The sequence below is a fragment of the Undibacterium sp. KW1 genome, from assembly GCF_009937955.1.
Lineage (GTDB): Bacteria > Pseudomonadota > Gammaproteobacteria > Burkholderiales > Burkholderiaceae_D > Undibacterium.
Window position 1 is genome coordinate 2,107,170 of record NZ_AP018439.1, and the last position, 24,852, is coordinate 2,132,021.

Annotated in this window: 18 protein-coding genes, 3 tRNA genes and 2 rRNA genes; 11 read left to right on the plus strand and 12 right to left on the minus strand. The window is 49.8% G+C overall.

Annotation, left to right across the window (positions count from 1 at the left end; all coding sequences use genetic code 11):
* Positions 1-51: 51 nt before the first annotated feature.
* Positions 52-279, minus strand: a complete 228-nt coding sequence (locus UNDKW_RS09345) for a hypothetical protein (RefSeq protein ID WP_197893128.1) — start codon at positions 277-279, stop codon at positions 52-54.
* A 154-nt stretch (positions 280-433) separates the two neighbouring features.
* Positions 434-778 (minus strand): phage virion morphogenesis protein, encoded by a 345-nt coding sequence (locus UNDKW_RS09350; protein WP_162058478.1) that lies wholly within the window; start codon positions 776-778, stop codon positions 434-436.
* Positions 779-1,061: 283 nt separating this feature from the next.
* Between UNDKW_RS09350 and UNDKW_RS09355 the strand changes: the two genes are divergently transcribed.
* The gene (locus UNDKW_RS09355; RefSeq protein ID WP_162058479.1) at positions 1,062-1,445 is read left to right on the plus strand and encodes a hypothetical protein; all 384 of its coding nucleotides are present in this window, start codon (positions 1,062-1,064) and stop codon (positions 1,443-1,445) included.
* Positions 1,446-1,815: 370 nt separating this feature from the next.
* On the plus strand, positions 1,816-2,121 hold the full coding sequence (locus UNDKW_RS09360; RefSeq protein WP_162058480.1) for a hypothetical protein: 306 nt from the start codon (positions 1,816-1,818) through the stop codon (positions 2,119-2,121).
* Positions 2,122-2,306: 185 nt separating this feature from the next.
* On the opposite strand, the gene UNDKW_RS09365 is transcribed toward UNDKW_RS09360, so the two are convergent.
* From UNDKW_RS09365 to UNDKW_RS09375, 3 genes are all read right to left on the minus strand, one after another.
* A tRNA-Ser gene (locus tag UNDKW_RS09365) sits at positions 2,307-2,396 on the minus strand.
* 107 nt (positions 2,397-2,503) lie between these two features.
* Positions 2,504-2,968: a rhodanese-like domain-containing protein gene (locus tag UNDKW_RS09370; RefSeq protein WP_162058481.1), complete on the minus strand. Its 465-nt coding sequence runs from the start codon at positions 2,966-2,968 to the stop codon at positions 2,504-2,506.
* A gap of 60 nt (positions 2,969-3,028) precedes the next feature.
* The gene (locus UNDKW_RS09375; RefSeq protein ID WP_162058482.1) at positions 3,029-5,941 is read right to left on the minus strand and encodes an EAL domain-containing protein; all 2,913 of its coding nucleotides are present in this window, start codon (positions 5,939-5,941) and stop codon (positions 3,029-3,031) included.
* 584 nt (positions 5,942-6,525) lie between these two features.
* On the opposite strand from UNDKW_RS09375, the gene glnA reads away from it, so the two are divergent.
* The 4 genes from glnA to ntrC all read left to right on the plus strand — a co-directional run bounded on the left by glnA (position 6,526) and on the right by ntrC (position 11,308).
* On the plus strand, positions 6,526-7,941 hold the full coding sequence (gene glnA, locus UNDKW_RS09380; protein ID WP_162040837.1) for a type I glutamate--ammonia ligase: 1,416 nt from the start codon (positions 6,526-6,528) through the stop codon (positions 7,939-7,941).
* A 127-nt stretch (positions 7,942-8,068) separates the two neighbouring features.
* On the plus strand, positions 8,069-8,557 hold the full coding sequence (locus UNDKW_RS09385; RefSeq protein WP_162058483.1) for a DUF4124 domain-containing protein: 489 nt from the start codon (positions 8,069-8,071) through the stop codon (positions 8,555-8,557).
* A gap of 85 nt (positions 8,558-8,642) precedes the next feature.
* Positions 8,643-9,716: a nitrogen regulation protein NR(II) gene (gene glnL / locus UNDKW_RS09390; protein ID WP_162058484.1), complete on the plus strand. Its 1,074-nt coding sequence runs from the start codon at positions 8,643-8,645 to the stop codon at positions 9,714-9,716.
* A 77-nt stretch (positions 9,717-9,793) separates the two neighbouring features.
* A complete protein-coding gene (gene ntrC / locus UNDKW_RS09395; RefSeq protein ID WP_162040840.1) occupies positions 9,794-11,308 on the plus strand; it encodes a nitrogen regulation protein NR(I) in 1,515 nt (504 codons plus the stop codon).
* A 150-nt stretch (positions 11,309-11,458) separates the two neighbouring features.
* On the opposite strand, the gene UNDKW_RS09400 is transcribed toward ntrC, so the two are convergent.
* From UNDKW_RS09400 to UNDKW_RS09420, 5 genes are all read right to left on the minus strand, one after another.
* A complete protein-coding gene (locus tag UNDKW_RS09400; RefSeq protein WP_232063320.1) occupies positions 11,459-11,983 on the minus strand; it encodes a phosphatidylglycerophosphatase A in 525 nt (174 codons plus the stop codon).
* Positions 11,980-12,948, minus strand: coding sequence for a thiamine-phosphate kinase (thiL, locus tag UNDKW_RS09405; protein WP_162058485.1), 969 nt, complete (start codon positions 12,946-12,948; stop codon positions 11,980-11,982). Before thiL ends, UNDKW_RS09400 begins: the two co-directional genes overlap by 4 nt.
* A 75-nt stretch (positions 12,949-13,023) precedes the next feature.
* Positions 13,024-14,211, minus strand: a complete 1,188-nt coding sequence (locus tag UNDKW_RS09410; protein ID WP_162058486.1) for an FAD-dependent oxidoreductase — start codon at positions 14,209-14,211, stop codon at positions 13,024-13,026.
* Positions 14,212-14,218: 7 nt separating this feature from the next.
* Positions 14,219-14,383: a rubredoxin gene (locus UNDKW_RS09415; RefSeq protein ID WP_110258335.1), complete on the minus strand. Its 165-nt coding sequence runs from the start codon at positions 14,381-14,383 to the stop codon at positions 14,219-14,221.
* 39 nt (positions 14,384-14,422) lie between these two features.
* Positions 14,423-14,902 (minus strand): rubrerythrin family protein, encoded by a 480-nt coding sequence (locus UNDKW_RS09420; protein ID WP_162058487.1) that lies wholly within the window; start codon positions 14,900-14,902, stop codon positions 14,423-14,425.
* 272 nt (positions 14,903-15,174) lie between these two features.
* On the opposite strand from UNDKW_RS09420, the gene UNDKW_RS09425 reads away from it, so the two are divergent.
* Complete coding sequence (locus tag UNDKW_RS09425) at positions 15,175-17,484, plus strand: NADP-dependent malic enzyme (RefSeq protein WP_162058488.1); 2,310 nt, start codon at positions 15,175-15,177, stop codon at positions 17,482-17,484.
* A gap of 62 nt (positions 17,485-17,546) precedes the next feature.
* Here the strand turns inward: UNDKW_RS09425 and UNDKW_RS09430 are convergent, their stop codons facing one another.
* Complete coding sequence (locus UNDKW_RS09430) at positions 17,547-18,452, minus strand: 5'-nucleotidase (RefSeq protein WP_162058489.1); 906 nt, start codon at positions 18,450-18,452, stop codon at positions 17,547-17,549.
* Positions 18,453-18,502: 50 nt separating this feature from the next.
* Positions 18,503-19,156, minus strand: a complete 654-nt coding sequence (gene alkB / locus UNDKW_RS09435; RefSeq protein WP_162058490.1) for a DNA oxidative demethylase AlkB — start codon at positions 19,154-19,156, stop codon at positions 18,503-18,505.
* Between the two features lie 583 nt (positions 19,157-19,739).
* On the opposite strand from alkB, the gene UNDKW_RS09440 reads away from it, so the two are divergent.
* The 4 genes from UNDKW_RS09440 to UNDKW_RS09455 all read left to right on the plus strand — a co-directional run bounded on the left by UNDKW_RS09440 (position 19,740) and on the right by UNDKW_RS09455 (position 24,823).
* Positions 19,740-21,268, plus strand: a 16S ribosomal RNA gene (locus UNDKW_RS09440).
* Between the two features lie 89 nt (positions 21,269-21,357).
* Positions 21,358-21,433 (plus strand) — tRNA-Ala (locus tag UNDKW_RS09445).
* A gap of 26 nt (positions 21,434-21,459) precedes the next feature.
* Positions 21,460-21,536: transfer RNA gene (locus UNDKW_RS09450), tRNA-Ile, on the plus strand.
* Between the two features lie 413 nt (positions 21,537-21,949).
* Positions 21,950-24,823: ribosomal RNA gene (locus UNDKW_RS09455) — 23S ribosomal RNA — on the plus strand.
* The 16S and 23S rRNA genes sit together here with 2 tRNA genes alongside, the layout of an rRNA operon.
* Positions 24,824-24,852 lie beyond the last annotated feature (29 nt).

A 24,852-nucleotide genomic window follows, 5' to 3' on the forward strand; every position in this document is an offset into this window, starting at 1 on the left:
AGGTCCTGGGCGAGAGTGACCAGCTATACAGCGGGTGGTTGGATTAGCTGTCTACGCAAATTCCCTGTAGCGATATAACCTGTGATCAGCACGCTGTTCAAATCCATCTGGCAACCAGCCTCTTGCGAGGATTCTATCGGTGATCAACGCCATGTTTATGCCGATGGGGTCAAGTAGCGATTGGTGAACGGCCAGCGTAAAATCTTTGGGGAAACCATCGAAGGCTGCGACGAGCGCGAGAGCTTCGTCAACAGTGCGAATTGGGATGATTTCGATCATGTCGTATAAGGTATTTAAATTTTAGAAATGTTCAAGTAATCGAAAACGCAAAAGCAGGGGTTTCGTTTTCTGTGGAAACCGTGATGATACTTTTATCAATCTGTTATGTCGCGCATAACGGGCTAAGTGGCCATAGAACCCCACTTCCAGCCCGTTACCGTCTGCCTTTGTTTTGAGGTGGGTTTGTGCGCAGTTTGTTGAACATGCTGGCTTTTTGCTTTTTGATGCGGGCTTGTTTGCCCCTGATATTTTTGCGTTGCTTGCGTGGTGCATAGGGCGTGCCGTCCGGGTTTTGTTGTTCCTGGATGCGGGTTTGTTGTTGGCGGCGCAGGTCTTGACTGCCATTTGAGGCGTGTGCCGAGAAATTTAAGGGTGGTTTTTTAATTTCAATCGAGACGCTCCAGTAGCGCGGTAGCCCAGTCCTCCCAACTAGACTCCCCGAGCGAATCCTCGCGTGCGCCTGGATGGAATTGAAGCCACCAGTCTTTGATTTGGGCATATTCTTCGTGGGTAAGCCTGAAAGGAGACCAAGTTCCCATTCTCTGGTCTTGATCACACGGATCGTAACCGACTAACAAGAACTCGTTTAGAAAATCTCTTGGAGGAAAAATCCCAGAGTTTTCTATTACGCCAAAAAAACCAAATAAGACCCTTGAGTTTTCGGCTAGCACCCTTTGGGCTTCATTAACTGCGCTGGACATGGTTATTAGGTGTCAGATGTGTTTTAATTTTTCAATTTGGTCAATTATAGTTGCAGTTACTCGTTAATAGGGGATAAAGAAATGTCTTCGGAAAATATCATCCCAGAAAAAGAAGTTTTGCTGGAAGGTACTTTTGTTGGATTTGATGGGCGGGATCTGAAACCTTTTTTAATTGAAGGCGGGAAGGATGTCGAGGAAATATTGCTTTATAGTCGTGATGAACATATGGATGAACACTTTCGCAAAATCGGAGGGAAAGTATTCAAGATTCTTGACGAGAATTTCGTAACAGTGCTTAAAAGCACGATGTTTCCCTTATGTGGCAATTGCTACTCGTATGTGAACAAAGCTTCACTTAGAGGAATAGTCCGTCAAGAACATGAAGAAGCTGAATTTACGCTGGAAAAAATCTCAATGGCAAGAATCGTGGAAGATGAAGGGCGCGTGTTCGATCTTGAGCTGTAGAAGTTTTTGCGATGTTTCGCCGTTTAAAAAATTAAAATGGTTTTAAGTATGGACAATTATGTTTGAGAATTTTTCTATAGCATTCCCTTCTGAGGGGAACGTAAAAAATACTACTGATGTACCTGGACTTGTTAAATTTGTAGAGACAGAGCTCTGTGCGCACGTACCAGTGGAAGTCATCGCTTTTTGGGGCCGTGTCGGTGCAGGATACCTGGGAGACAGAGTTTTATATGTTTTCGGGGACTGCATAACTTCACAGCCAAGAGACTCATTTCAGGATTAGAACAAAAAAGACTTTTGGCGCGCCGTATATCCAACACCACAGCAGGGAGGGCCAATTTTTTTTGCAGAAACTTGCTTCGGTGATCAGTTGGGTTTCAGATGGGATGGCGAACGTGTTGTGTATGTGCTTTTTTGTGTAGGCACCTTTGATGCTTTTACAGTTGCAGAGAATGGGACAGAGCTTTTTGACCACGTATTAAGCGATAGATATGCCCTTTTGGATGAGCAACGCTTTGATGCAGCGATCAAAATGCTAGGTCCATTGAAAACTGGAATGCATTACGCCCCCATAGTGAGCCCAATGCTTGGCGGTTCTGGCGACCTTAGTAATTTATGCTTTGAGACGCCGAATGCCCATTTTCGAACGGCGATCGCCACTTACAATGCCAATTAGACGAGGCTAACGATTTAGGCAGTTTTCAACTGCTTTTAGATTCAGCTTTTTGATGAGCCCTTGTTTGTCTGGACGGTTTTGCGTTGCTTGCGAGGTGCGTAGGGTGGGTACGGGTTAATCGCTGGCGATCTTAGAGTGAGTCCAAACAAAAAGCCCTTGGAATCATCCAAGGGCTTTCATATTCATGGCGGAGAAGGGGGGATTCGAACCCCCGGTAGGGATAAACCTACGCACGCTTTCCAGGCGTGTGACTTAAACCACTCATCCACCTCTCCTGCTTTCGCTAAAACTTGCCGTAACAGCGAAGTCCGCTATTCTAGCAAAGCAAACTTCATTATGGAAGCTTTTTTCTTGGTTTTTGTAAATCTTGCTATGGATTAAGTCAGGCTCCCAGCCATGGCAGGTTGTTTTGGCACCAGCCGCCTACGGTTTTCCTGTGGCCTTGTTGGTCCTTGTCGCCTTCAAAACCTTGCAGGATGTCGTAGCAATTGTTGTAGCCGTTCTCTGTCGCCAGCTTGGCGCCGTGGCGTGAGCGTACGCCGGAGCGGCAGAGGAAGAGGATGACGCTGTCCTTGTCTGTCACGCTGGCTTGCAGTTGTGCGAGAAAGTCGGGGTTGGGTGTGCCGCCTGGGTAGAGGCTCCATTGCACGGCCAGGTGTTGGGCTTCGTTGATATTGACCCTGCCTACCCAGTCGCGCTCGGCATTGGTGCGCACATCAACGAGTAATATCTTGCTGTCATTTTGCAGCAGAATAAAGGCTTCCTGTGGGGTGACTGCGCCAGCGTAGGGCAGGGCCTGTTCCTGGCCGCGCTGGCGTGCTGCTTGCAGGGTTTGATCTGTGGACATGGTGTTTCCTTGATTGAAAATAGTGATTGCAAAAAAGGTAGTGCTGATGTGCCTGCTAGTTTATATTAAATTGGCACTGGGTTTGCCATACAGATAACCTTGATAGGAAAGACAGCCCTGCTGAAGCAGGAAGTCGCGCTGGTCAGCAGTTTCCACGCCTTCGGCAATCACAGCCAGACCCAGGCTTTGGCCGAGGGCGATGATGGTTCTGGTGATGACTGCGTCATTGTTATTATTGAGGATGTCGCGTACAAAGGACTGGTCTATCTTGAGCTGGTCCAGCGGCAGGCGTTTGAGATAAGACAGAGATGAGTAGCCGGTGCCAAAGTCATCGAGTGAAAAGCCTACACCTCTGGCTTTGAGCTGGTTCATCTTGTCTATGGTTTCTTCTACATTATCGACGAGCAGGCTTTCGGTCAGTTCCAGTTTGAGTTTGCTGGCGTCGATCTGGTAGTGCCTGATGTTGTCGAGTACCAGTGAGACAAAGTCGTTTTGCCTGAATTGGCGTGCGCTGACATTGACGGCCAGGGTGCGGTTTTTTGTGTCGTCATTGTTTTGCCATTCTGCCAGTTTGGCGCAGGCGGTTTTTAATATCCATGCCCCCAGGCTGAGGATGAGGCCTGACTCTTCTGCCAGTGGAATGAAGTCTGACGGCGGTACCAGCCCCTTGTGGGGATGTTGCCAGCGTACCAGGGCTTCTGCGCCGGTGACCTGGCCTGTGCTGCTGACTTGTGGCTGGTAGTGCAGCACGAACTGTTCTTGCTGCAGGCCCTGGCGCATGTCTGCTTCCAGTGCTGCGCGGGTGTTGACGATGTCGAGCATGTCTTTGTCAAAGAAGCGGAAGTTATTGCCGCCACTGGACTTGGCCTCATACATGGCGACTTCTACCTGCTTGAGCAGTTCTTCGGCAGAGGTACTTTGTTTGTCAAACAGGGTGATACCTATACTGGCACTGCTGTGATACTCACTGTGCTCTAAATCATAGGGGGCGCGCAGGTCAGCCAGGATTTTGGTGACGATCATTTGTACTTCTATCGCGGTTTCTCTGACGTTGTCGCTGAGTTCTTCGAGCAGCAAGACAAATTCATCGCCGCCGTAACGTGCCAGGGTATCGCCCTTGCGTATGCTGTGTGCGAGACGTTTTGCGGCAACTTGCAAGAGCATGTCGCCTTTGCCGTGGCCACTGCTGTCATTGATGGTCTTGAAATTATCAAGGTCGAGGAATAGCACTGCTCCATACAGATTGCTGCGGCTCTTTGCGAGCAGGCTGTGTTGCAGCCGGTCTATCAGCAGGCGGCGGTTGGCCAGACCGGTTAAAGGATCATGGTAGGCCAGGTGTTCAAGCTTGGCTTCGGTGGCTTTTCTTTGGGTGATGTCGAGCATCGTGGCGACATAGTTGACAACCTTGCCGCTGGCATTTTTGACTGCAGTGATGGTCAGCCATTCTGGATAGACTTCGCCGTTTTTTCTGCGGTTCCAGATTTCGCCTTGCCAATAGGCGTTGGCGTCAAGCTGCTTGCCCATTTCTTCATAATAGCTGGCCCCATGCAGGCCAGACTTGAGCAAGCTGGTCTGTTTGCCGAGTGCTTCTTCGCGGCTATAGCCCGTGATGCGGGTAAATGCCTGGTTGACGCGCACGATACTGCGGCGCTCATCAGTAATGACCATGCCTTCTTGTGCTTCAAAGGCGATGGCGGCGATGCGTAAGTCTTCTTCTACATGTTTGCGTTCGGTGATGTCTTGCACCGTACCCATGTGCCTGGCGCTCTGCGCATCATATTGTGAATGTAGCCAGCGCACTTCGCCGTCAATAATGATACGGTGTTCTATGCCTGCATCTTTGCCTGCTTGCACCTGGCTCCAAAAAATCTTCACCGCATGAATGTCGTCTGGATGGATGCGTTGCATGAGGCTGGCGCAATCGATTCTGCTGCCATTGGCGTAACCAAGTATGCGTCGTGCCTCGTCTGAATAGCGCCACTCTTCTGCATTATTGCCTATGCTCCAGTTGCCTGTTTTTGAAATAATCTGGGCATGGTGCAAGTCGGTTTCGCGCTGCGCCAATTCTGCAGTTCTTTTGCTGACGATTTTTTTCAGGTTCTTTCTTTGTTCGCGTGCTTCAAGCAAGAGTTTTACCAGACAAGCCAACATGAAGCTAAACAAAAGCCCGACGCTGTTGTAGAGCAGTCGGGGTTTGTTCTGGATGATAGAATTTTTAGGTGTCAGCTCCAGTGTCCATTCTGCATTTGGTAATTTGATCGCATAGCTGAGGTAATTCGTCGTTGCAAATCCGGCAGATTTTTCTATGACTTGCCTTGCGCGTGTATCTGGGTGAACGCGAGATAACTCATAGTCATAACCCCGTTCGCTTAGTTTTGATAAGCCGGTGTCGGCAAGCAGTGTCTTTAAATCAATGGCAGCCGAGATCAGGCCCCAGAATTGAGGCGCTTTGTTTGCGTCTATGGGGTCCTCAAGATAGACGGGCAGGCGGGCTATGATGCCGGTGCTGCCATTGGTGAGGGGGAGTGGCCCCGCAAGTGTCAAGTGATGGCTGTCCTTGGCGAGTTGTGCTTCTGCTTTGCGTATGGGATCGGCCAGCAAGTCTATGCCCAGCCCTTTATTGCTCCATTCTACTGGCGCGACTTCGCTGGTGACGCCGTCTGGAGCAAGATACAAAGCGGCAATTTGTGGATGATACTGCAGTATCTTGTCGGCAAAACGTCCAAAGTGCCTGACCCTGCCATTGCCGTCGGCAACCATGGCAGCAAGCGCATAGCTTGCTGATAACGCGCTATACATATTGTTTTGCAGGTTGACCGCTTGTGAGCGCGCCAGATCGTATGCGAGCCGGCGTTCTTCCTGCTTTGAACCTTCGTCCAGTTTGACGATGATGGCGGCGCTTGCCAACATTGTCAGCGCAAAGGTGAGCAGGGCAAACAACATAGGTTTGCGTAGGTAAGGGTGAGGCGACATAATGAGATTTGGGTGTGGGAGCGAACGCCCGTGCACTGGTTCATAACTGTTTAAGTTGCAGGCAGGGGCATCGCCGCCTGAAATACCATCACAGTCTAAATGAGAGTGAGTCGCATATAGAGAAATACCAATCAATGTTGATTTTGGTCAATATTGCCAATTGAGTATTTCGCTTAATTGCTTCAATTGCAAGTGTTCAATAGGCGCGATGCAATCGACTCTTGGCTTGCACTAAAATAATGCAATTTGATTCGATGGACTTAAAATTGCACCAAAATAGTTATTTAAATTTGTTTTGCGTTATTTTGGTGCGTTCATGGAGTTTGTATAATGCCAAGGTGCTGTGTTTTTGTCAGAGAAAACGCCACAAAAACAAGCATTTAACAAATTTAGAATTTATATATGACTGATCTGGATGATGGCACGGTTTCTGCTATTATCCCCACTGAGTTTAGCCGCCAAGCGAAAATGCTGTTGTAAGAACAATAAGGCAAGGTTTGTCTGTTGGTCAAAATTGCACATAACTGGCAGGCGCAGGGCTCGGCAATTTCCGAATTTATTTTTAGCTCTCAGAGGAGTTTCACATGGCAATGACAGCCGCAGAAGTCTTGAAAATGGCGAAAGATAACGAAGTCAAATTCGTTGATTTTCGCTTTGCTGATACCCGAGGCAAAGAACAGCACGTAACTGTTCCAATTTCCCAGTTCGACATCGATAAATTCGAATCTGGCCACGCATTCGACGGCTCGTCCATCGCTGGCTGGAAAGGCATTGAAGCATCCGACATGTTGTTGATGCCTGATCCTAATACTGCCAACATTGATCCATTCTTCGAAGAAACCACATTGTTCATGCAATGTGACGTCATCGAGCCATCTGACGGCAAAGGTTACGACCGTGACCCACGTTCCATCGCGAAACGTGCTGAAGCTTATTTGAAATCCTCAGGCATTGGTGATACAGCTTACTTTGGCCCAGAACCAGAATTCTTCATTTTTGACAGCGTACGCTGGAAAGTGGACATGTCTGGCTGTTTCGTCAAGATTGATTCTGACGAAGCCTCCTGGACTACAGGCGAAAAACTGGAAGGCGGCAATACTGGCCACCGTCCAACGGTGAAAGGTGGTTACTTCCCGGTTCCTCCAGTTGACAGCTTCCAGGACATGCGCTCTGAAATGTGTCTGATCCTGGAATCCCTGGGTATCCCGGTTGAAGTGCATCACCATGAAGTGGCTGGCGCTGGTCAAAACGAAATCGGCACAAAGTTCTCTACCCTGGTAGAGCGCGCTGACTGGACTCAAAACCTGAAATATGTGGTCTGGAATGTAGCCCACACGTATGGTAAGACAGCGACTTTCATGCCTAAACCTATCGTTGGCGACAACGGTTCTGGCATGCACGTGCATCAATCCATCTGGAAAGATGGCAAAAACCTGTTTGCTGGCGACGGCTATGCTGGTTTGTCTGATTTTGCCCTGTACTACATCGGCGGTATCATCAAGCATGCTAAAGCATTGAACGCGATCACTAATCCAGGTACCAACTCTTACAAACGTCTGGTTCCAGGTTATGAAGCTCCAGTGAAACTGGCTTACTCTGCACGTAACCGTTCTGCTTCCATCCGTATTCCTTACGTTGCCAATCCAAAAGGCCGTCGTATCGAAACACGTTTCCCTGATCCACTGGCGAACCCATACCTGTGCTTCTCTGCACTGATGATGGCAGGTCTGGACGGCGTACAGAACAAGATCCATCCTGGCGAAGCTGCCAGCAAAGATCTGTACCATTTGCCACCAGAAGAAGATGCATTGATCCCAACAGTGTGTGCATCTCTGGAAGAAGCGCTGGATGCATTGAACAAAGACCGCGAGTTCCTGACACGCGGTGGCGTATTCAGCGACAGCATGATCGATGCTTACATTGATTTGAAAATGCAAGAAGTACAACGCTTCCGCATGACAACTCACCCTGTTGAATTCGATATGTATTACTCTCTGTAATCTGAGTAAAAACGCAAAAAAGCGGGGGTAACCCCGCTTTTTTTGTTACAAATGCTAATTTGTTCGTAATTGTGTTGCACGGCTGCATGACATACACTTACAGTCTATCAATGAATATTGCTTATTTATGAACCGACTCTTGTCAGGATTGCTTCTCTTTATTGGTGTGCACGCCTATGCGCATGCACAGGCTGAGGTGTATCTGTGCGTCGATGATAATGGCAAAAAAGAATACAAGAACACCGGCGCCGTCAAAGGTTGCAAGAAAGTGGATCTGCAAGGCCTGACCGTTTTGCCTGCACCTGTATTGCCAGCGCCTGCCAAAAAACCGCAAGGCAAACCCGCCAGCAGCCCTAGTGATTTCCCCAAGGTAGATGACAGTACGCAAAAAGCCAGGGATTCTGACCGCAAACAGATTTTGCAAGACGAATTGAAGACGGAAGAGCAAAAACTGGCGAATATCAAGAAAGAATACAATAATGGTGAGCCTGAGCGTCGTGGCGATGAAAGAAATTTCGCCAAATATCAGGAACGCACCAATTTGATGAAAGAAGACATCAGCCGCACCGAAAAAAACATAGAAGCACTGAAACGTGAAATTGCCAATGCAAAATAAGTTGCCAGTGTGAACGGCAAAAGTGCTTCCGGGCATGATGCTTGCGTAAAGGTCGCTCTATGCGGCCTTTTTTTATGGACAAGTTTTGAAAACTCCACTTACCTCATTTGCCGGACTTGACCTGCTGACATCCGCGGTCATTGTGCTGGATGCTGAAGGCAGCATTTTATTTGCCAATGCTGCTGCTGAAAACCTGCTTGATTCTTCTTTCAAGTCACTCACACATCTGAAGCTGACAGACCTGTTCCTGAATGGGCAGGAACTGACTGCAGTCTTTCATCAGGCAGTAGCTCATCAGTTTGCTGACAAGCGCCAGGACCTGACGCTGGAGCGGGCAGGGCGCGACCCCTTGCACGTGCACAGCATCGTCACTGCACTCGATAATCCTGATACACCAGTGCTGATAGAGTTGCGTGAAAACGTACAGCAACTCAAGCTTGACAGGGAAGAGCGCATGCTTGATCAGAGCAAGGCCAACAAGGAATTGATACGCAATCTGGCGCATGAAATCAAGAATCCGCTGGGTGGCATACGGGGAGCAGCCCAATTGCTGGAGCTGGAATTGCCCGAGCGGCACTTGCGTGAATTGCGTGAGTACACCCAGGTCATCATCAAGGAGGCTGACAGGTTGCAGACCCTGGTCGATCGATTGCTGGCACCACATCGTTTGCCACATATTGTTGGCGACGTGAATATCCATGAAGTGTGTGAACGTGTACGCAGCCTCATCGTTGCCGAGTTCCCGCAGGGGCTGACGATCAGTCGTGACTATGATTTATCGATACCTGAGTTTCGGGGTGACAAAGAACAGCTTATCCAGACTGTGTTGAACATTGCCCACAATGCCGCGCAGGCATTGAGTGAGCGTATCAGGCAGGGTGATGCGGTGCTGACATTCAAGTCACGCGTGGTGCGCCAGATCACTTTGGCCAAGGTTCGTTACAGGCTGGCATTAGACTTGCATATCATCGATAACGGTCCGGGCATCCCACCCGAGATTCGCAACCGTATTTTCTATCCCCTGGTATCAGGAAAAGAAGGCGGTAGCGGTTTGGGATTGACGCTGGCGCAAACTTTCGTTGAGCAACACTTGGGTGTCATCGAATGTGAGAGCCGGCCAGGATGTACGGATTTCCGGATACTGATACCACTACCTTAAATAAGGGTGTGGCAAAGCGGCGGCACCAAAAGTGCTCCTTCTATCGATATGCTTAACACAGACTGCAAAACGACAATATGAAACCAATCTGGATAGTGGACGACGACGATTCAATTCGCTGGGTGCTGGAAAAAGCACTGGCGAGAGAAAATCTGGCAACCCGCAGCTTCACCAATGCAAGAGATGCGATGAATGCCTTGCAAAGCGATACGCCGCAAGTGCTGGTGTCGGACATACGCATGCACGGCGCATCCGGCCTTGAACTCTTGCAAACCGTCAAAGCCAAATACCCAGGCTTGCCTGTGATTATCATGACGGCGTTTTCTGACCTTGAATCTGCGGTGGCAGCTTTTCAGGGCGGGGCCTTTGAATACCTGGCCAAGCCATTTGATCTCGACAAAGCCGTTGAGCTGATACGTCGCGCGCTGGATGAAAGTCTGCGTGAATCCAGTGTAGAACAAAGTATTTCAGAAACTCCAGAGATATTGGGCCAGGCACCGGCAATGCAGGACGTGTTTCGCGCCATAGGCAGGTTGTCGCAATCGAATGTGACGGTACTGATCACTGGTGAGTCTGGCAGTGGTAAAGAACTGGTGGCGCGCGCCTTGCACAAGCACAGCCCGCGTGCATCCCAGCCTTTTATTGCCTTGAATACCGCAGCGATTCCCAAGGACTTGCTGGAGTCTGAATTGTTTGGTCATGAGCGTGGCGCCTTTACTGGTGCGCAAACCACGCGCCGTGGCCGTTTTGAACAGGCTGAGGGCGGCACGCTGTTCCTGGATGAAATTGGTGATATGCCTTTTGATTTGCAAACTCGCTTGTTGCGGGTTTTGTCAGACGGCCATTTTTATCGCGTTGGCGGTCACCAGCCCATGAAAGCGAATGTACGTGTGATCGCCGCGACACACCAGAATCTTGAAACCCGCGTTAAAGATGGCTTGTTTCGTGAAGACTTGTATCATCGCCTGAATGTTATCCGCCTGCGCTTGCCGAGCTTGCGCGAGCGCCGTGAAGATATCCCATTACTGACGAAATACTTCCTGAACCAGAGTGCCAAGCAACTGGGTGTGGATGTCAAGCGTATGTCGGAACCGGCATTGCAATTTTTGTCCAGCCTGGATTTTCCGGGGAATGTGCGCCAATTGGAAAACCTGTGTAACTGGATCACCGTCATGGCACCAGGCCAGACTGTGGAAGTGCCAGATCTGCCACAAGATCTGGTACCAGGTACGGCAAGCGCAGCCCATGTTGCGCCTGTTGGCAACGTAGGTGAAATGCATGGCCGTAACCCTGAGCATCTGCCAGGCACGCTTACCCCAATGAATGGCAGCACCTACCCCGAGAAACCGGTGTATCGAAGTGGTGAAAGCTGGGTTTCTTTGCTGGAAGCTGAGGCAACAGCCATGCTGGCCGAGGGGCAGTCAGAAGTCATTGACAAACTGGGTCGCTGCTTTGAATCCGTTGTGATCAAGGCCGCATTGCGCCATACCCATGGCCGCAAGAATGATGCAGCGATACGTTTGGGCATAGGCAGGAATACCATCACCCGCAAGATTCAGGAACTGGGGATAGATGGGGTGAAGGACGAGTAAGTTTTTTGACACGCTTATTTGCTAATGAGGTAAATGAGCACCTTAATCCCCTTAATCCCCTTCCCCTTCAAGGGGAAGGCTGGGATGGGGATGGGTTTCTTCAGTAATTTGACGAAATCCTCAATGCAGGAAATATGGCATCAAAATGTTTCAGAAGCTACGCCAGAGTGCAAAACTCAGCAGACAAAAGAAAGCCGCCACAATGTCATCCCACATGACACCAAAGCCACCTTTGAAGCGGCGGTCAAAATAGCCTATCGGTGGCGGCTTGACCATGTCAAAAAACCGGAATCCAATAAATGCCCATAGCTGGGTTTGCCAGTCAGCAGGCACGATGAATAACAGCACCAGCCAAAAGGCGATGATCTCATCCCACACCATGCTGCCATGATCAGCGACCCCCATGTTTTTACCGGTGACATGGCAAGCCCAGACACCAATAGCAAAGCCAATGACAATGATGGCAAACCAATTAATGGTTGTGAATACCTCAGGCCAGCGGCTGGATAAAACATAAAAACTCAGCCATGCGAACAGAGTGCCTGAGGTGCCGGGCATGATGGGTGACAAGCCGCTGCCAAAACCCTGGGCCAAAATATGGGCGGGGTGACGCAGCATGAAGCGCCAGCCAGGGTGGGTGATGATCGCTGTCTGGCCGTTTTCTAAAGTGCTCATGGATTCACAAAGTGATCGAAGGATTTATATTGCAGATTCACTGGTTTGCCATCGTTATCAAGCAGGCGCAAGCCAGCATTTGCTTCTATCTGGCCTATGCGCGTAACCGCAGTGTGCGATTTTGTAGCTGCGGCGATGACTTGTTGCCTGTTGTTGGCGGGAGCCGTAAAACATAGCTCATAATCATCACCACCATTCAGTGTAAATTGCCTGCGCAATTCCTGAGGCTGCGTTTGCAAGACCGGGCCAGCTGGCAACTGGTCGATCAACAGGGTGGCACCGACTTGTGACTTTTCCAGGATGTGGCCGAGATCACCAGCCAGACCATCCGAAATATCCAGCGCCGCATGCGCTATGCCACGCAAGGCCATGCCCAGTGCAATACGCGGGCTGGGCTGATGCATGCGTGTTGCTGCCAATTGATGATCAGACTCGCCGAGTGTGACTTCATTCCAGTAGCCTGCCAAAGCCAGGCGGGCGTCACCGAGCGTGCCAGATACCCAGATATCATCTCCAACTTTGGCTGCATCGCGGCGCAGTGCAGTGCCAGGTGGCAGCTCACCAAAAATCGTGATGCAGATATTCAGTGGGCCCTTGGTGGTGTCGCCGCCTATCAGGTGGCAATGATGCTCATCAGCCAGCGCCAGCAAGCCGCGTGAAAATTCTGCCAGCCATTCAGGATTGGCTTCTGGTAGTGACAGTGCCAGGGTAAATCCCAATGGCGCAGCGCCCATGGCGGCCAGGTCAGACAAATTCACCGCCAGGCATTTATGGCCCAGCTTGTACGGGTCAGCATCCGGGAAAAAATGTCGGCCAGACACCAGCATGTCACTGGAAATAGCCATTTGCATGCCGGGGCTGGGGTTGAGCAGGGCGCAATCATCCCCTATGCCGAGGGCGACGCGGCTGTCTTGAATACTGTGCTGCGCAAAGTAGCGCTTGATGAGATCGAATTCGGAAAGCATGCGCGCATTGTACCTAAGCTGACCCAGGATTCAAGATAATCCCCAGGCACCTTCTGCACTATGCGCCTGGCCGCATCAGTTCAGCCGCGTTGCTTGTGCTTCTATCAATTCTGCAATCAGTGCATTTCTCGATTTGGCATCTTGCGGGGCAACTGCAAAACCATGCAATTTTTTGCCCTCGTCAAAGTAGCGGCTGATGGTGACACCGTCCGCATGATTTGATTCCCACGCGCCTGATTTGCTGGCCGCAAATGCTGGCGGGATCAATGCAACGGGGTAGCTGGGTGTTTTGACCAGCACTGCGGCTGGTTTCATGTCTATGCTGGTCAGTTGGCCTGTCAGACTTAGCGCAATTGCCCGCGCTGCAGTCATGATGGGGGCGACATAGGGCATCAGGCTTTGGCTGCCATCTGCTTGCTTGTACTGCGCACAATCTCCAAGCGCGAATATCTCGGGCACGCTGGTCTGGCCATACTCATTGATGATAATGCCGCGGTCTGTGTGCAACTGCGCTGCCTGTGCCAGGCGTATATCTGCGCGCAAGCCGACTGCCGACAGGACGACGTCAGTGTTGAAGCTTTCGCCATTGGACAGCGTCACCTGCAAGCTATTATCCAGCATATCAATCTGACTGGCAGTGCTGCCCAGTTTGAGCTGTACACCTTTTGCATTTAGTGCGGCATGCAAGCCTTGCGAAATGGCGGTTGGTGCCAGCGCAGCGAGTGGCAGGATGTTTGGATCTATCAAGGTAACTTCATGACCGGCACTGGCTAAATCATCGCTGAATTCACAACCTATCAAACCTGCACCCAGTATGGTGACCCTCGCCTTGTCGCCAGCCTGCGCCAGCTTGTCGCGGAACACTGCGTAATCAGTCAGGTTATTGACCGATAAAACCTGGTCAGCAGCGCTTCCGGCGATGGGCAAACGTATCGCTTGCGCACCTGGCGCCAGCACCAGTTGGGCATACTCAAAGTCTCCCATCTTGGTATGTATGGTCTGCGCAACTGTATTGATGCCGCTCACCAGAGTTTTGGTCAGGATGGTGGCAGTCAATTCCGCTGCCATCTGATCTGCCGTTTTGCTTTGCAATTGTTGCGGCTGCTTGCCCATGGCAAAGGCGTTCGAGAGCATGGGCTTGGAATAAAAGCAGCCATCATCACCAGTGATGATCAGCAAGGGTGTAGTTTTATCGAGCTTGCGAAATTCTCTGGCGACTGTATAGCCAGCCAGGCCGGAGCCGATGATGGCGATGGGTTTCATGACTACCTCAGATTTCTATCATGTCAAAATCAGCTTTGGCGACGCCACAATCAGGGCATTCCCAGTCGGCTGGAATATCATCCCAGCGTGTGCCTGCGGCGATGCCTTCTTCTGGCAAGCCTTTGGATTCTTCATAGATAAAGCCGCATACGATGCATTGGTAAGTTTTCATGGTGTCCTCTGTATTTTTGATTAAACGTTTTTCGGGTGCTCAGGCCTGATTGGCTTCGAGCACGGCACGATAATGATTGGCATGACGCTCTTCTACTTTGGCCAATGCGGCAAAGCGTTTAGCGGCGATTTCTAAAGTCCGCTTAAAGTTTTCAGCGTGCTCCTTAGATTCTGCGATTTGCTCATCGTATTCAGCGACAGCAGCATGGTTGCCTTCTTCCACAGCGAGATGGCGGAATTTTGGGTACATTTCTGTGTATTCATAGGTTTCACCTTCGATAGCAATTTCCAAAGCGCGTTGTGGCGTCAATTGGGTTTTGGGATACAGCAAGTCCAGATGACCAAAAGCGTGCATGACTTCCTGATCAGCGGTCGCTTCAAATGCTTCTGCAATGTCAATTGCGCCAGCTTCGCGTGCCAGTTTGGCGAAATAGCGGTATTTGATATGGGCCATGGATTCGCCCGCAAAAGCGGCTTCGAGGTTCTGGATAGTGACGGATGGGTTTGCCTGGGTGCTCATAATGCTCTCCTTGGTTATTTGCGGTGTTGTTTGCATTTGCTATCAACGTGAGACAGATAATAGATTTTAATAATTGATTTGAAAAGATAATTGATTTTATTGATTTAATAGTTAAAAGCTATGTATTTTTGCTTAGCAGAATAAATTGCATTTGGTTATGTCAGAAAAGCATAAGAGTCGTACAAATACGTATAAAGTTAGAGGGTTCCCTCTGCTAGAATCTCTATCAGTAAGATTTCCGTAAGCAAAAAAATAGAAAGAAGGTCAAGCACATGGATTCGTCAGATCAAAAAGAGCAAATACGTCAACAATTGCGCCAGGCAGCGCTGGAATATCATGAGTGCCCGACTCCGGGCAAAATCAGCGTTACACCGACCAAACAACTGACGAATCAGCGTGATCTGGCCCTGGCGTACTCCCCCGGAGTTGCTGCCCCCTGTGAAGAAATCGTCGCTGACCCGACTGCTGCATTTAAATACACTGCCCGGGGTAACCTGGTTGGAGTGATCACCAACGGCACTGCGGTACTTGGCCTGGGTAATATTGGCCCACTGGCGTCAAAGCCGGTCATGGAAGGCAAGGGCGTGCTGTTCAAGAAGTTTGCCGGTATTGATGTGTTCGATATAGAAATCGCCGAATCTGACCCAGATAAACTGGTCGATATCATCGCTTCCCTGGAGCCTACATTTGGCGGTATCAACCTGGAAGATATCAAGGCACCGGAATGCTTCTATATAGAACGCAAACTGCGTGAACGCATGAAGATACCGGTCTTCCATGATGACCAGCACGGTACGGCGATCATCGTTGGTGCGGCGATCCTGAATGGTTTGAAAGTCGTAGGTAAAACCATCAAAACCACCAAATTAGTGGTGTCTGGTGCCGGTGCCGCAGCGCTGGCCTGCCTGGATTTGATCGTTGATCTCGGCTTCCCACTCGAAAATATCTTTGTTACCGATCTGGCAGGCGTAGTTTATAAAGGCCGTGTCGAGTTGATGGACCCGGACAAAGAACGTTTTGCGCAAGAGACATCGGCTCGTAGCTTGCGCGATGTGATCCCTGATGCAGATATCTTCCTTGGTTTGTCTGCTGCGGGTGTCTTGAAGCAGGATATGGTCAAGTTGATGGCGCCGAATCCTTTGATCCTGGCCTTGGCCAACCCTACGCCAGAAATCCTGCCTGATGAAGTCAAGGCTGTGCGTGATGATGCCATCATGGCGACCGGACGTTCTGATTTCCCTAACCAGGTTAATAATGTCCTGTGCTTCCCTTATATTTTCCGTGGCGCTCTGGATTGCGGTGCAACAACGATCACACGTGAAATGGAAATCGCGGTTGTGCACGCAATTGCTGAACTGGCCCAGGCTGAGCAATCAGACGTCGTCGCTTCTGCGTATGGCATCAGCAACCTGTCCTTTGGCCCTGAATACCTGATACCCAAGCCGTTTGATCCCCGTTTGATGATCAAGATTGCCCCCGCTGTTGCCCGTGCAGCAGAAGAATGCGGCGTGGCGGCGCGTCCTATCCAGGACATGCAGGCGTATGTAGAAAAGCTGCAGCAATTCGTGTATCACAGCGGCACGTTCATGAAGCCACTGTTCCAGATTGCCAAAAAAGCACCTGCTGACCGCAAACGTATCGTCTATGCCGAAGGTGAAGAAGAAAAAGTATTGCGCGCCGTACAGGTTATCGTCGATGAGAAACTGGCTGCACCGATATTGGTAGGTCGCCCTCACATCCTTGACCAGCGCATAGAAAAATTCGGTTTGCGTCTAAAGGCGGGCGTAGATTTTCAAGTCATCAACCCTGAGCAGGATGATCGCTATCGCGACTACTGGCAGACCTATCATCAGATGACTGCCCGCAAAGGTGTGACAGAGCAATATGCCAAACTGGAAATGCGTCGCCGTCATTCACTCATCGGTGCCATGATGATCCATAAAGGTGATGCTGACGGCATGATCTGTGGCACCTTTGGTACGACTGGCCTGCATCTGAATTACATCAATCAGGTACTGGGCAAGCGTGAAGGCGTGAATGTCTATGCCGCCATGAATGGCCTGGTGTTGCCAGACCGTCAATTGGTGCTGGTTGATACGCATGTCAATGAAAATCCGACAGCGGAGCAAATTGCCGAAATCACGATTTTGGCAGCAGAAGAAATGCGCCGCTTTGGTTTGTTGCCAAAAGCTGCCTTACTGTCTCACTCGAATTTCGGTTCCAGCAATAGCGAATCCGCGCAAAAAATGCGTGCGGCGCTGGCGATTATTCAGCGTGATGCACCTGACCTTGAGGTAGATGGTGAAATGCATGGCGATACAGCACTTGATACCAGCTATCGCAAGAAAATGATGCCGGATTCAACATTGAAGAGCGACGCCAATTTGCTCGTCATGCCAAATATTGATGCAGCAAATATTGCCTATAACCTGTTGAAGACAACGGCAGGTAATAATGTTGCGATTGGTCCTATCTTGCTGGGTTGTGCCAAGCCTGTGCATATTTTGACGCCATCGGCAACGGTGCGCCGTATCGTCAATATGACTGCTTTGTGTGTGGTAGATGCGGTAGCGCAGCGTTAATTTGCCATCTGAAGTAAAAAAAGCCAGCCTGTTGCAAGGCTGGCTTTTCGTTTTTTGCAGATCTAATTGGTTTGCCTTACTGGCACGCGGCCAGTTGGCACAACATTCGACGCATGCAGGCAATGACCATGCTGATCATCAAAAAACATATGCGGCTTGAAGGCGGCCAGGACAGCAGACTTGTTGACGCCTCCCATGAAGAAGGTTTCATCAATTGCGATGTTCCAGGCGCGCAATGTGCGTATCACTCTTTCATGAGCGGGGGAGGCGCGTGCGGTCACCAGCGCAGTTCGCAGTGGAAAGGCACGACCATCCGGCGTTTTGAAATTATTCTGCAGATACGATAAAGCCAGCAGCAATCTGGCGAATGGGCCTTCCGGCAAAGGTTTCAGGGCATTTTCTCTCTCATGCTGCTCAAAGGCTTCCACCCCTTGTTCCTGGTATATGCGTTCAGATTCATCTGAGAAAATAACCGCATCACCATCAAAGGCAATGCGAATTTGCTCAGGGTCAGCGGCATTTTCCGGTAGCCGATATAACATCGCCGACGCAACACCTGAATTGATGGCGGCTTGCACATCGTCTTCATGCAGGGATAAAAACAGGCTGACATTAAAAGCCAGCAAGTAGGGTGCCAGTGGTGATCCGCCCGATAAGGCTGCGCGTGTAATATCCAGGCCATAGTGGGCGATGGAATTAAATATGCGCAAAGAAGTTTCGGACGAATTGCGCGACATAATGACCACTTCCACCAGCTTGTGGCCAGGCATCAGCTCATTAAGTTTCAATAAGGCTTTTACCAGGGCAAAAGCTGCACCTGGTTTTAGGATACTGTTTTCTTCCTTGAGTTGATGCTGACGATAGGCATCCAGGCCTTGCTCCTGAAAAATCGTCTCTTCCGCTTCCAGATCAAACAGGGCGCGGGAGGAAATTCCTATGACTAAGAGATTATCTAGCGAAAATGGCATATGAGATTTTTTGTCTTGTTATTTGGCGGTGAGATAAAGTGCCGCCCTGTTTATGTAGCCTGACGGAAGGTCAGATTGATTCTTTGTGTTCCCAGGAGTGGATGCGCCGCTTCCTTGATGGCTGCTACGCCATGGTAACGCAATCTGGCAGGGCCGCCCCAGACTACCACATCACCATGTGCCAGATGATAGCGCTGGACAGTATCACTGCGTTGCATGCCACCAAAAAGAAATGTCGCTGGTATGCCCAGTGAGAAGGACACGATAGGTGCACCAAATTTCTTTTCGTCCTTATCCTGATGAAGACTAAGGCGTGACCCCACCTGATATTGATTGATCAGGCAACTGTCTGGAGTAAAGCCGGGAAAGCCAGCTTCTTGCGCCGCTTGCACAGCCAGTGAATAAAAACTATCTGGCATCGCAGGCCAGGGTTCTCCATTTTCCGGATCATAAGCGCTGTAGCGATAGCCATCGCTATCGGATACCCATCCCACCTCTCCGCAGCAAGTCATCGCGACTGACATATGGTGGCCATTAGGCGTGCGCATTTGCCGGAAAGGGTGCGCGCTTAGTATTTGCTTTATGCCATCCAGTAATGCGGCCTCGCGATTCACTGAAAAGTGCCTGAGTATCGCAGCACCTTCACAGATAGTTTCTGTCCAGGGCCGTATATTGCTGGCGTCATCAAAGAGTGAATAATTCATTGCCTTACTTCAGTTTGCTCATCCATATAGAAGCGTAATTCATTTTTTGAAAGTTTGGCTGATAAAGAAAATTTCTCTTGCAAAACAGGTGGGGAATTTGCTATAGTTCGCCTCCCGCTGAAGAGCGGGGCAGAAAGTGAAGTAATTCTCGGTTTGAGCGAAAGAAATAACGCGGAAAGCCGGGGTCTGAAAATATCCTGCAGTAGTTGAGATTGATTCTAAAAAATTTAATCTAAGCGAAATAAAAACAGGGTGTTGACAGATAAAAAGAAGTGCTTCATAATCTCGTTTCTCTGCTGCTGACGCACACAACGCTGCGACGCAAAACTGGATGAATAAGTAGTCCGGTTAGGTAGAAAAGATTTAGGTTCTTTAACAATTAACAGTCAATAAATGTGGGCACTTGGTGAAGCGCACCATTCGATCTAGGTTGAATGGAATGCTTAAATAATATAGCAAGTGTTCACAAGAAATAACAAAGCAAGACGATGATTCAGAGATGAGTCATTGAACTGTCAGTATTTTGAGTGAGCGATGTGTCAGTCACATGACACAGTTCAGAAATGAACACAAAACAGAGATTAAACTGAAGAGTTTGATCCTGGCTCAGATTGAACGCTGGCGGCATGCCTTACACATGCAAGTCGAACGGCAGCGCGGGGCAACCTGGCGGCGAGTGGCGAACGGGTGAGTAATATATCGGAACATACCCTAGAGTGGGGGATAACGTAGCGAAAGTTACGCTAATACCGCATACGATCTAAGGATGAAAGCGGGGGATCGCAAGACCTCGTGCTCATGGAGTGGCCGATATCTGATTAGCTAGTTGGTAGGGTAAAAGCCTACCAAGGCGACGATCAGTAGCTGGTTTGAGAGAACGACCAGCCACACTGGAACTGAGACACGGTCCAGACTCCTACGGGAGGCAGCAGTGGGGAATTTTGGACAATGGGGGCAACCCTGATCCAGCAATGCCGCGTGAGTGAAGAAGGCCCTCGGGTTGTAAAGCTCTTTTGTCAGGGAAGAAACGGTGTTTCCTAATACGGAATGCTAATGACGGTACCTGAAGAATAAGCACCGGCTAACTACGTGCCAGCAGCCGCGGTAATACGTAGGGTGCAAGCGTTAATCGGAATTACTGGGCGTAAAGCGTGCGCAGGCGGTTTTATAAGTCTGATGTGAAATCCCCGGGCTCAACCTGGGAACTGCATTGGAGACTGTAAGGCTAGAGTGTGTCAGAGGGGGGTAGAATTCCACGTGTAGCAGTGAAATGCGTAGATATGTGGAGGAATACCGATGGCGAAGGCAGCCCCCTGGGATAACACTGACGCTCATGCACGAAAGCGTGGGGAGCAAACAGGATTAGATACCCTGGTAGTCCACGCCCTAAACGATGTCTACTAGTTGTCGGGTCTTAATTGACTTGGTAACGCAGCTAACGCGTGAAGTAGACCGCCTGGGGAGTACGGTCGCAAGATTAAAACTCAAAGGAATTGACGGGGACCCGCACAAGCGGTGGATGATGTGGATTAATTCGATGCAACGCGAAAAACCTTACCTACCCTTGACATGGAAGGAATCCCGAAGAGATTTGGGAGTGCTCGAAAGAGAACCTTTACACAGGTGCTGCATGGCTGTCGTCAGCTCGTGTCGTGAGATGTTGGGTTAAGTCCCGCAACGAGCGCAACCCTTGTCATTAGTTGCTACGAAAGGGCACTCTAATGAGACTGCCGGTGACAAACCGGAGGAAGGTGGGGATGACGTCAAGTCCTCATGGCCCTTATGGGTAGGGCTTCACACGTCATACAATGGTACATACAGAGGGCCGCCAACCCGCGAGGGGGAGCTAATCCCAGAAAGTGTATCGTAGTCCGGATTGTAGTCTGCAACTCGACTACATGAAGTTGGAATCGCTAGTAATCGCGGATCAGCATGTCGCGGTGAATACGTTCCCGGGTCTTGTACACACCGCCCGTCACACCATGGGAGCGGGTTCTGCCAGAAGTAGTTAGCTTAACCGCAAGGAGGGCGATTACCACGGCAGGGTTCGTGACTGGGGTGAAGTCGTAACAAGGTAGCCGTATCGGAAGGTGCGGCTGGATCACCTCCTTTCTAGAGTAGCGCGTAGTTAAGTGTCCACACTTATTGACTGTTAATGATAATGAACAGAGAACACAGGTAAGAGATCATGTTCCCGAAAAGGGGGATTAGCTCAGCTGGGAGAGCACCTGCTTTGCAAGCAGGGGGTCGTCGGTTCGATCCCGTCATCCTCCACCAAGATTCTGGTAGAAGTAATAGGAATCGGGTCTGTAGCTCAGTTGGTTAGAGCACCGTGTTGATAACGCGGGGGTCGTTGGTTCGAGCCCAACCAGACCCACCACAAGATCTCGACAGTGCAAACGTAAGTCAGTGCATAGTAAGAATAGAGCACAGAGATTTAGGTTTGTACTTTCAAAGCGAAAGACATAGTAATAAGTAGTTCTCGTTCTTTAACAATTTAGAAGAAGTAAAGTAGAAATAATCAAAATTATTTCTGTAAAGAGAGGTTGGTGAGTCAGCAATGACGAGCTAATCGAATTTATGGAAGGGTTGTGATTGTATCGAACAAACATAGTATTAAAAAGCGAGTTTGAAAAAGCTGTCGAAAGACAAGTTTTAGAAAAAATCAAATTCCTTGAGATACGGCAAACGCTAAAGTAATACTCATAAGTAGTAAAGAACTATAACCGGTTTTTGGTGATGAACCTGGGATTGAAGAGATTCGATAACAGACACCAGAAGCTAACGTTATAGGGACAAGTGACTAAGTGCACATGGTGGATGCCTTGGCGATATCAGGCGATGAAGGACGTAGTAGCTTGCGATAAGCTGCGGGGAGTGAGCAAACACACATTGATCCGCAGATTTCCGAATGGGGAAACCCGGCCGTAAGGTCATTGCAACCTGAATACATAGGGTTGCAAAGCGAACGTGGCGAACTGAAACATCTAAGTAGCTACAGGAAAAGAAATCAACCGAGATTCCCAAAGTAGTGGCGAGCGAAATGGGAAGAGCCTGCAAGATTTAGCATCTTTGATAATAAAACGGATTGGAAACTCCGGCCATAGAGGGTGATAGCCCCGTATATGAAATCATCGGTGTGGAACTAAGTTTGCGACAAGTAGGGCGGGACACGAGAAATCCTGTCTGAACATGGGGGGACCATCCTCCAAGGCTAAATACTCGATATCGACCGATAGTGAACCAGTACCGTGAGGGAAAGGCGAAAAGAACCCCGGGAGGGGAGTGAAATAGAACCTGAAACCGTGTGCATACAAACAGTAGGAGCGGACTTGTTCCGTGACTGCGTACCTTTTGTATAATGGGTCAGCGACTTACATTCAGTGGCAAGGTTAACCGCATAGGGAAGCCGTAGAGAAATCGAGTCCGAATAGGGCGAATCAGTCGCTGGGTGTAGACCCGAAACCAAGTGATCTACTCATGGCCAGGTTGAAGGTGCGGTAACACGCACTGGAGGACCGAACCCACTAATGTTGAAAAATTAGGGGATGAGCTGTGGGTAGGGGTGAAAGGCTAAACAAACTTGGAAATAGCTGGTTCTCTCCGAAAACTATTTAGGTAGTGCCTCAAGTATCACCGACGGGGGTAGAGCACTGTTATGGCTAGGGGGTCATCGCGACTTACCAAACCATTGCAAACTCCGAATACCGTTGAGTGCGAGCTTGGGAGACAGACATCGGGTGCTAACGTCCGGTGTCAAGAGGGAAACAACCCAGACCGCCAGCTAAGGTCCCAAAGTATAGCTAAGTGGAAAACGAAGTGGGAAGGCTAAAACAGTCAGGAGGTTGGCTTAGAAGCAGCCACCCTTTAAAGAAAGCGTAATAGCTCACTGATCGAGTCGTCCTGCGCGGAAGATGTAACGGGGCTAAGCTATACACCGAAGCTGCGGATATCCTTATGGATATGGTAGGAGAGCGTTCTGTAAGCCTGCGAAGGTGACTTGTAAAGGTTGCTGGAGGTATCAGAAGTGCGAATGCTGACATGAGTAGCGATAATGGGGGTGAAAAGCCTCCACGCCGTAAGCCCAAGGTTTCCTGTTCAACGTTCATCGGAGCAGGGTGAGTCGGCCCCTAAGGCGAGGCAGAGATGCGTAGCTGATGGGAAGCAGGTTAATATTCCTGCACCGTCGTATGATGCGATGGGGGGACGGATCGCGGAAGGTTGTCCGACTGTTGGAATAGTCGGTTTTTAACCTGGAGAAGGCTGTTAGGCAAATCCGGCAGCGTAATTCAAGGGGTTGAGACGAGTGAATTAATTCACGAAGCAATCGGAAGTGGTTCCAAGAAAAGCCTCTAAGCTTCAGTCATACGAGACCGTACCGCAAACCGACACAGGTGGGCGAGATGAGTATTCTAAGGCGCTTGAGAGAACTCGGGAGAAGGAACTCGGCAAATTGGTACCGTAACTTCGGGATAAGGTACGCCCTTGTAGTTTGACTGCCCTGCGGCAGAAGGACGAAGGGGTTGCAATAAACTGGTGGCTGCGACTGTTTAATAAAAACACAGCACTCTGCAAACACGAAAGTGGACGTATAGGGTGTGACGCCTGCCCGGTGCTGGAAGATTAAATGATGGGGTGCAAGCTCTTGATTGAAGTCCCAGTAAACGGCGGCCGTAACTATAACGGTCCTAAGGTAGCGAAATTCCTTGTCGGGTAAGTTCCGACCTGCACGAATGGCGTAACGATGGCCACACTGTCTCCTCCCGAGACTCAGCGAAGTTGAAATGTTTGTGATGATGCAATCTACCCGCGGCTAGACGGAAAGACCCCATGAACCTTTACTGTAGCTTTGCATTGGACTTTGAATCGATCTGTGTAGGATAGGTGGGAGGCTTTGAAGCGTGGACGCCAGTTTGCGTGGAGCCATCCTTGAAATACCACCCTGGTTTATTTGAGGTTCTAACCTTGGCCCGTTATCCGGGTCGGGGACAGTGCATGGTAGGCAGTTTGACTGGGGCGGTCTCCTCCCAAAGTGTAACGGAGGAGTTCGAAGGTACGCTAGGTACGGTCGGACATCGTGCTAATAGTGCAATGGCATAAGCGTGCTTAACTGCGAGACTGACAAGTCGAGCAGGTACGAAAGTAGGACATAGTGATCCGGTGGTTCTGTATGGAAGGGCCATCGCTCAACGGATAAAAGGTACTCTGGGGATAACAGGCTGATTCCTCCCAAGAGTTCATATCGACGGGGGAGTTTGGCACCTCGATGTCGGCTCATCACATCCTGGGGCTGTAGCCGGTCCCAAGGGTATGGCTGTTCGCCATTTAAAGTGGTACGTGAGCTGGGTTTAAAACGTCGTGAGACAGTTTGGTCCCTATCTGCCGTGGGCGTTGGAAGTTTGAAGGGGGCTGCTCCTAGTACGAGAGGACCGGAGTGGACGAACCTCTGGTGTATCGGTTGTCACGCCAGTGGCATTGCCGAGTAGCTATGTTCGGAAGAGATAACCGCTGAAAGCATCTAAGCGGGAAACTCGCCTTAAGATGAGACTTCCCAGAGACTTGATCTCTTTAAAGGGTCGTTCGAGACCAGGACGTTGATAGGCTGGGTGTGGAAGTGCAGTAATGCATTAAGCTAACCAGTACTAATTGCCCGTAAGGCTTGTCCCTATAACCTTAGCAGGTAATAGGCTACGACA

What these genes read in the sequence shown, in the direction of transcription:
- UNDKW_RS09355 (WP_162058479.1), top strand. Translation starts at nt 1,062, where the DNA reads ATGTCTTCGGAAAATATCATCCCAGAAAAAGAAGTTTTGCTGGAAGGT.
- glnA (WP_162040837.1), top strand. Translation starts at nt 6,526, where the DNA reads ATGGCAATGACAGCCGCAGAAGTCTTGAAAATGGCGAAAGATAACGAA.
- UNDKW_RS09385 (WP_162058483.1), top strand. Translation starts at nt 8,069, where the DNA reads ATGAACCGACTCTTGTCAGGATTGCTTCTCTTTATTGGTGTGCACGCC.
- UNDKW_RS09425 (WP_162058488.1), top strand. Translation starts at nt 15,175, where the DNA reads ATGGATTCGTCAGATCAAAAAGAGCAAATACGTCAACAATTGCGCCAG.
- UNDKW_RS09345 (WP_197893128.1), bottom strand. Translation starts at nt 279, where the DNA reads ATGATCGAAATCATCCCAATTCGCACTGTTGACGAAGCTCTCGCGCTC.
- UNDKW_RS09430 (WP_162058489.1), bottom strand. Translation starts at nt 18,452, where the DNA reads ATGCCATTTTCGCTAGATAATCTCTTAGTCATAGGAATTTCCTCCCGC.
- UNDKW_RS09350 (WP_162058478.1), bottom strand. Translation starts at nt 778, where the DNA reads ATGCCCAAATCAAAGACTGGTGGCTTCAATTCCATCCAGGCGCACGCG.
- UNDKW_RS09400 (WP_232063320.1), bottom strand. Translation starts at nt 11,983, where the DNA reads ATGAGCACTTTAGAAAACGGCCAGACAGCGATCATCACCCACCCTGGC.
- alkB (WP_162058490.1), bottom strand. Translation starts at nt 19,156, where the DNA reads ATGAATTATTCACTCTTTGATGACGCCAGCAATATACGGCCCTGGACA.
- UNDKW_RS09420 (WP_162058487.1), bottom strand. Translation starts at nt 14,902, where the DNA reads ATGAGCACCCAGGCAAACCCATCCGTCACTATCCAGAACCTCGAAGCC.
- UNDKW_RS09375 (WP_162058482.1), bottom strand. Translation starts at nt 5,941, where the DNA reads ATGTCGCCTCACCCTTACCTACGCAAACCTATGTTGTTTGCCCTGCTC.
- UNDKW_RS09415 (WP_110258335.1), bottom strand. Translation starts at nt 14,383, where the DNA reads ATGAAAACTTACCAATGCATCGTATGCGGCTTTATCTATGAAGAATCC.
- UNDKW_RS09410 (WP_162058486.1), bottom strand. Translation starts at nt 14,211, where the DNA reads ATGAAACCCATCGCCATCATCGGCTCCGGCCTGGCTGGCTATACAGTC.
- ntrC (WP_162040840.1), top strand. Translation starts at nt 9,794, where the DNA reads ATGAAACCAATCTGGATAGTGGACGACGACGATTCAATTCGCTGGGTG.
- UNDKW_RS09370 (WP_162058481.1), bottom strand. Translation starts at nt 2,968, where the DNA reads ATGTCCACAGATCAAACCCTGCAAGCAGCACGCCAGCGCGGCCAGGAA.
- thiL (WP_162058485.1), bottom strand. Translation starts at nt 12,948, where the DNA reads ATGCTTTCCGAATTCGATCTCATCAAGCGCTACTTTGCGCAGCACAGT.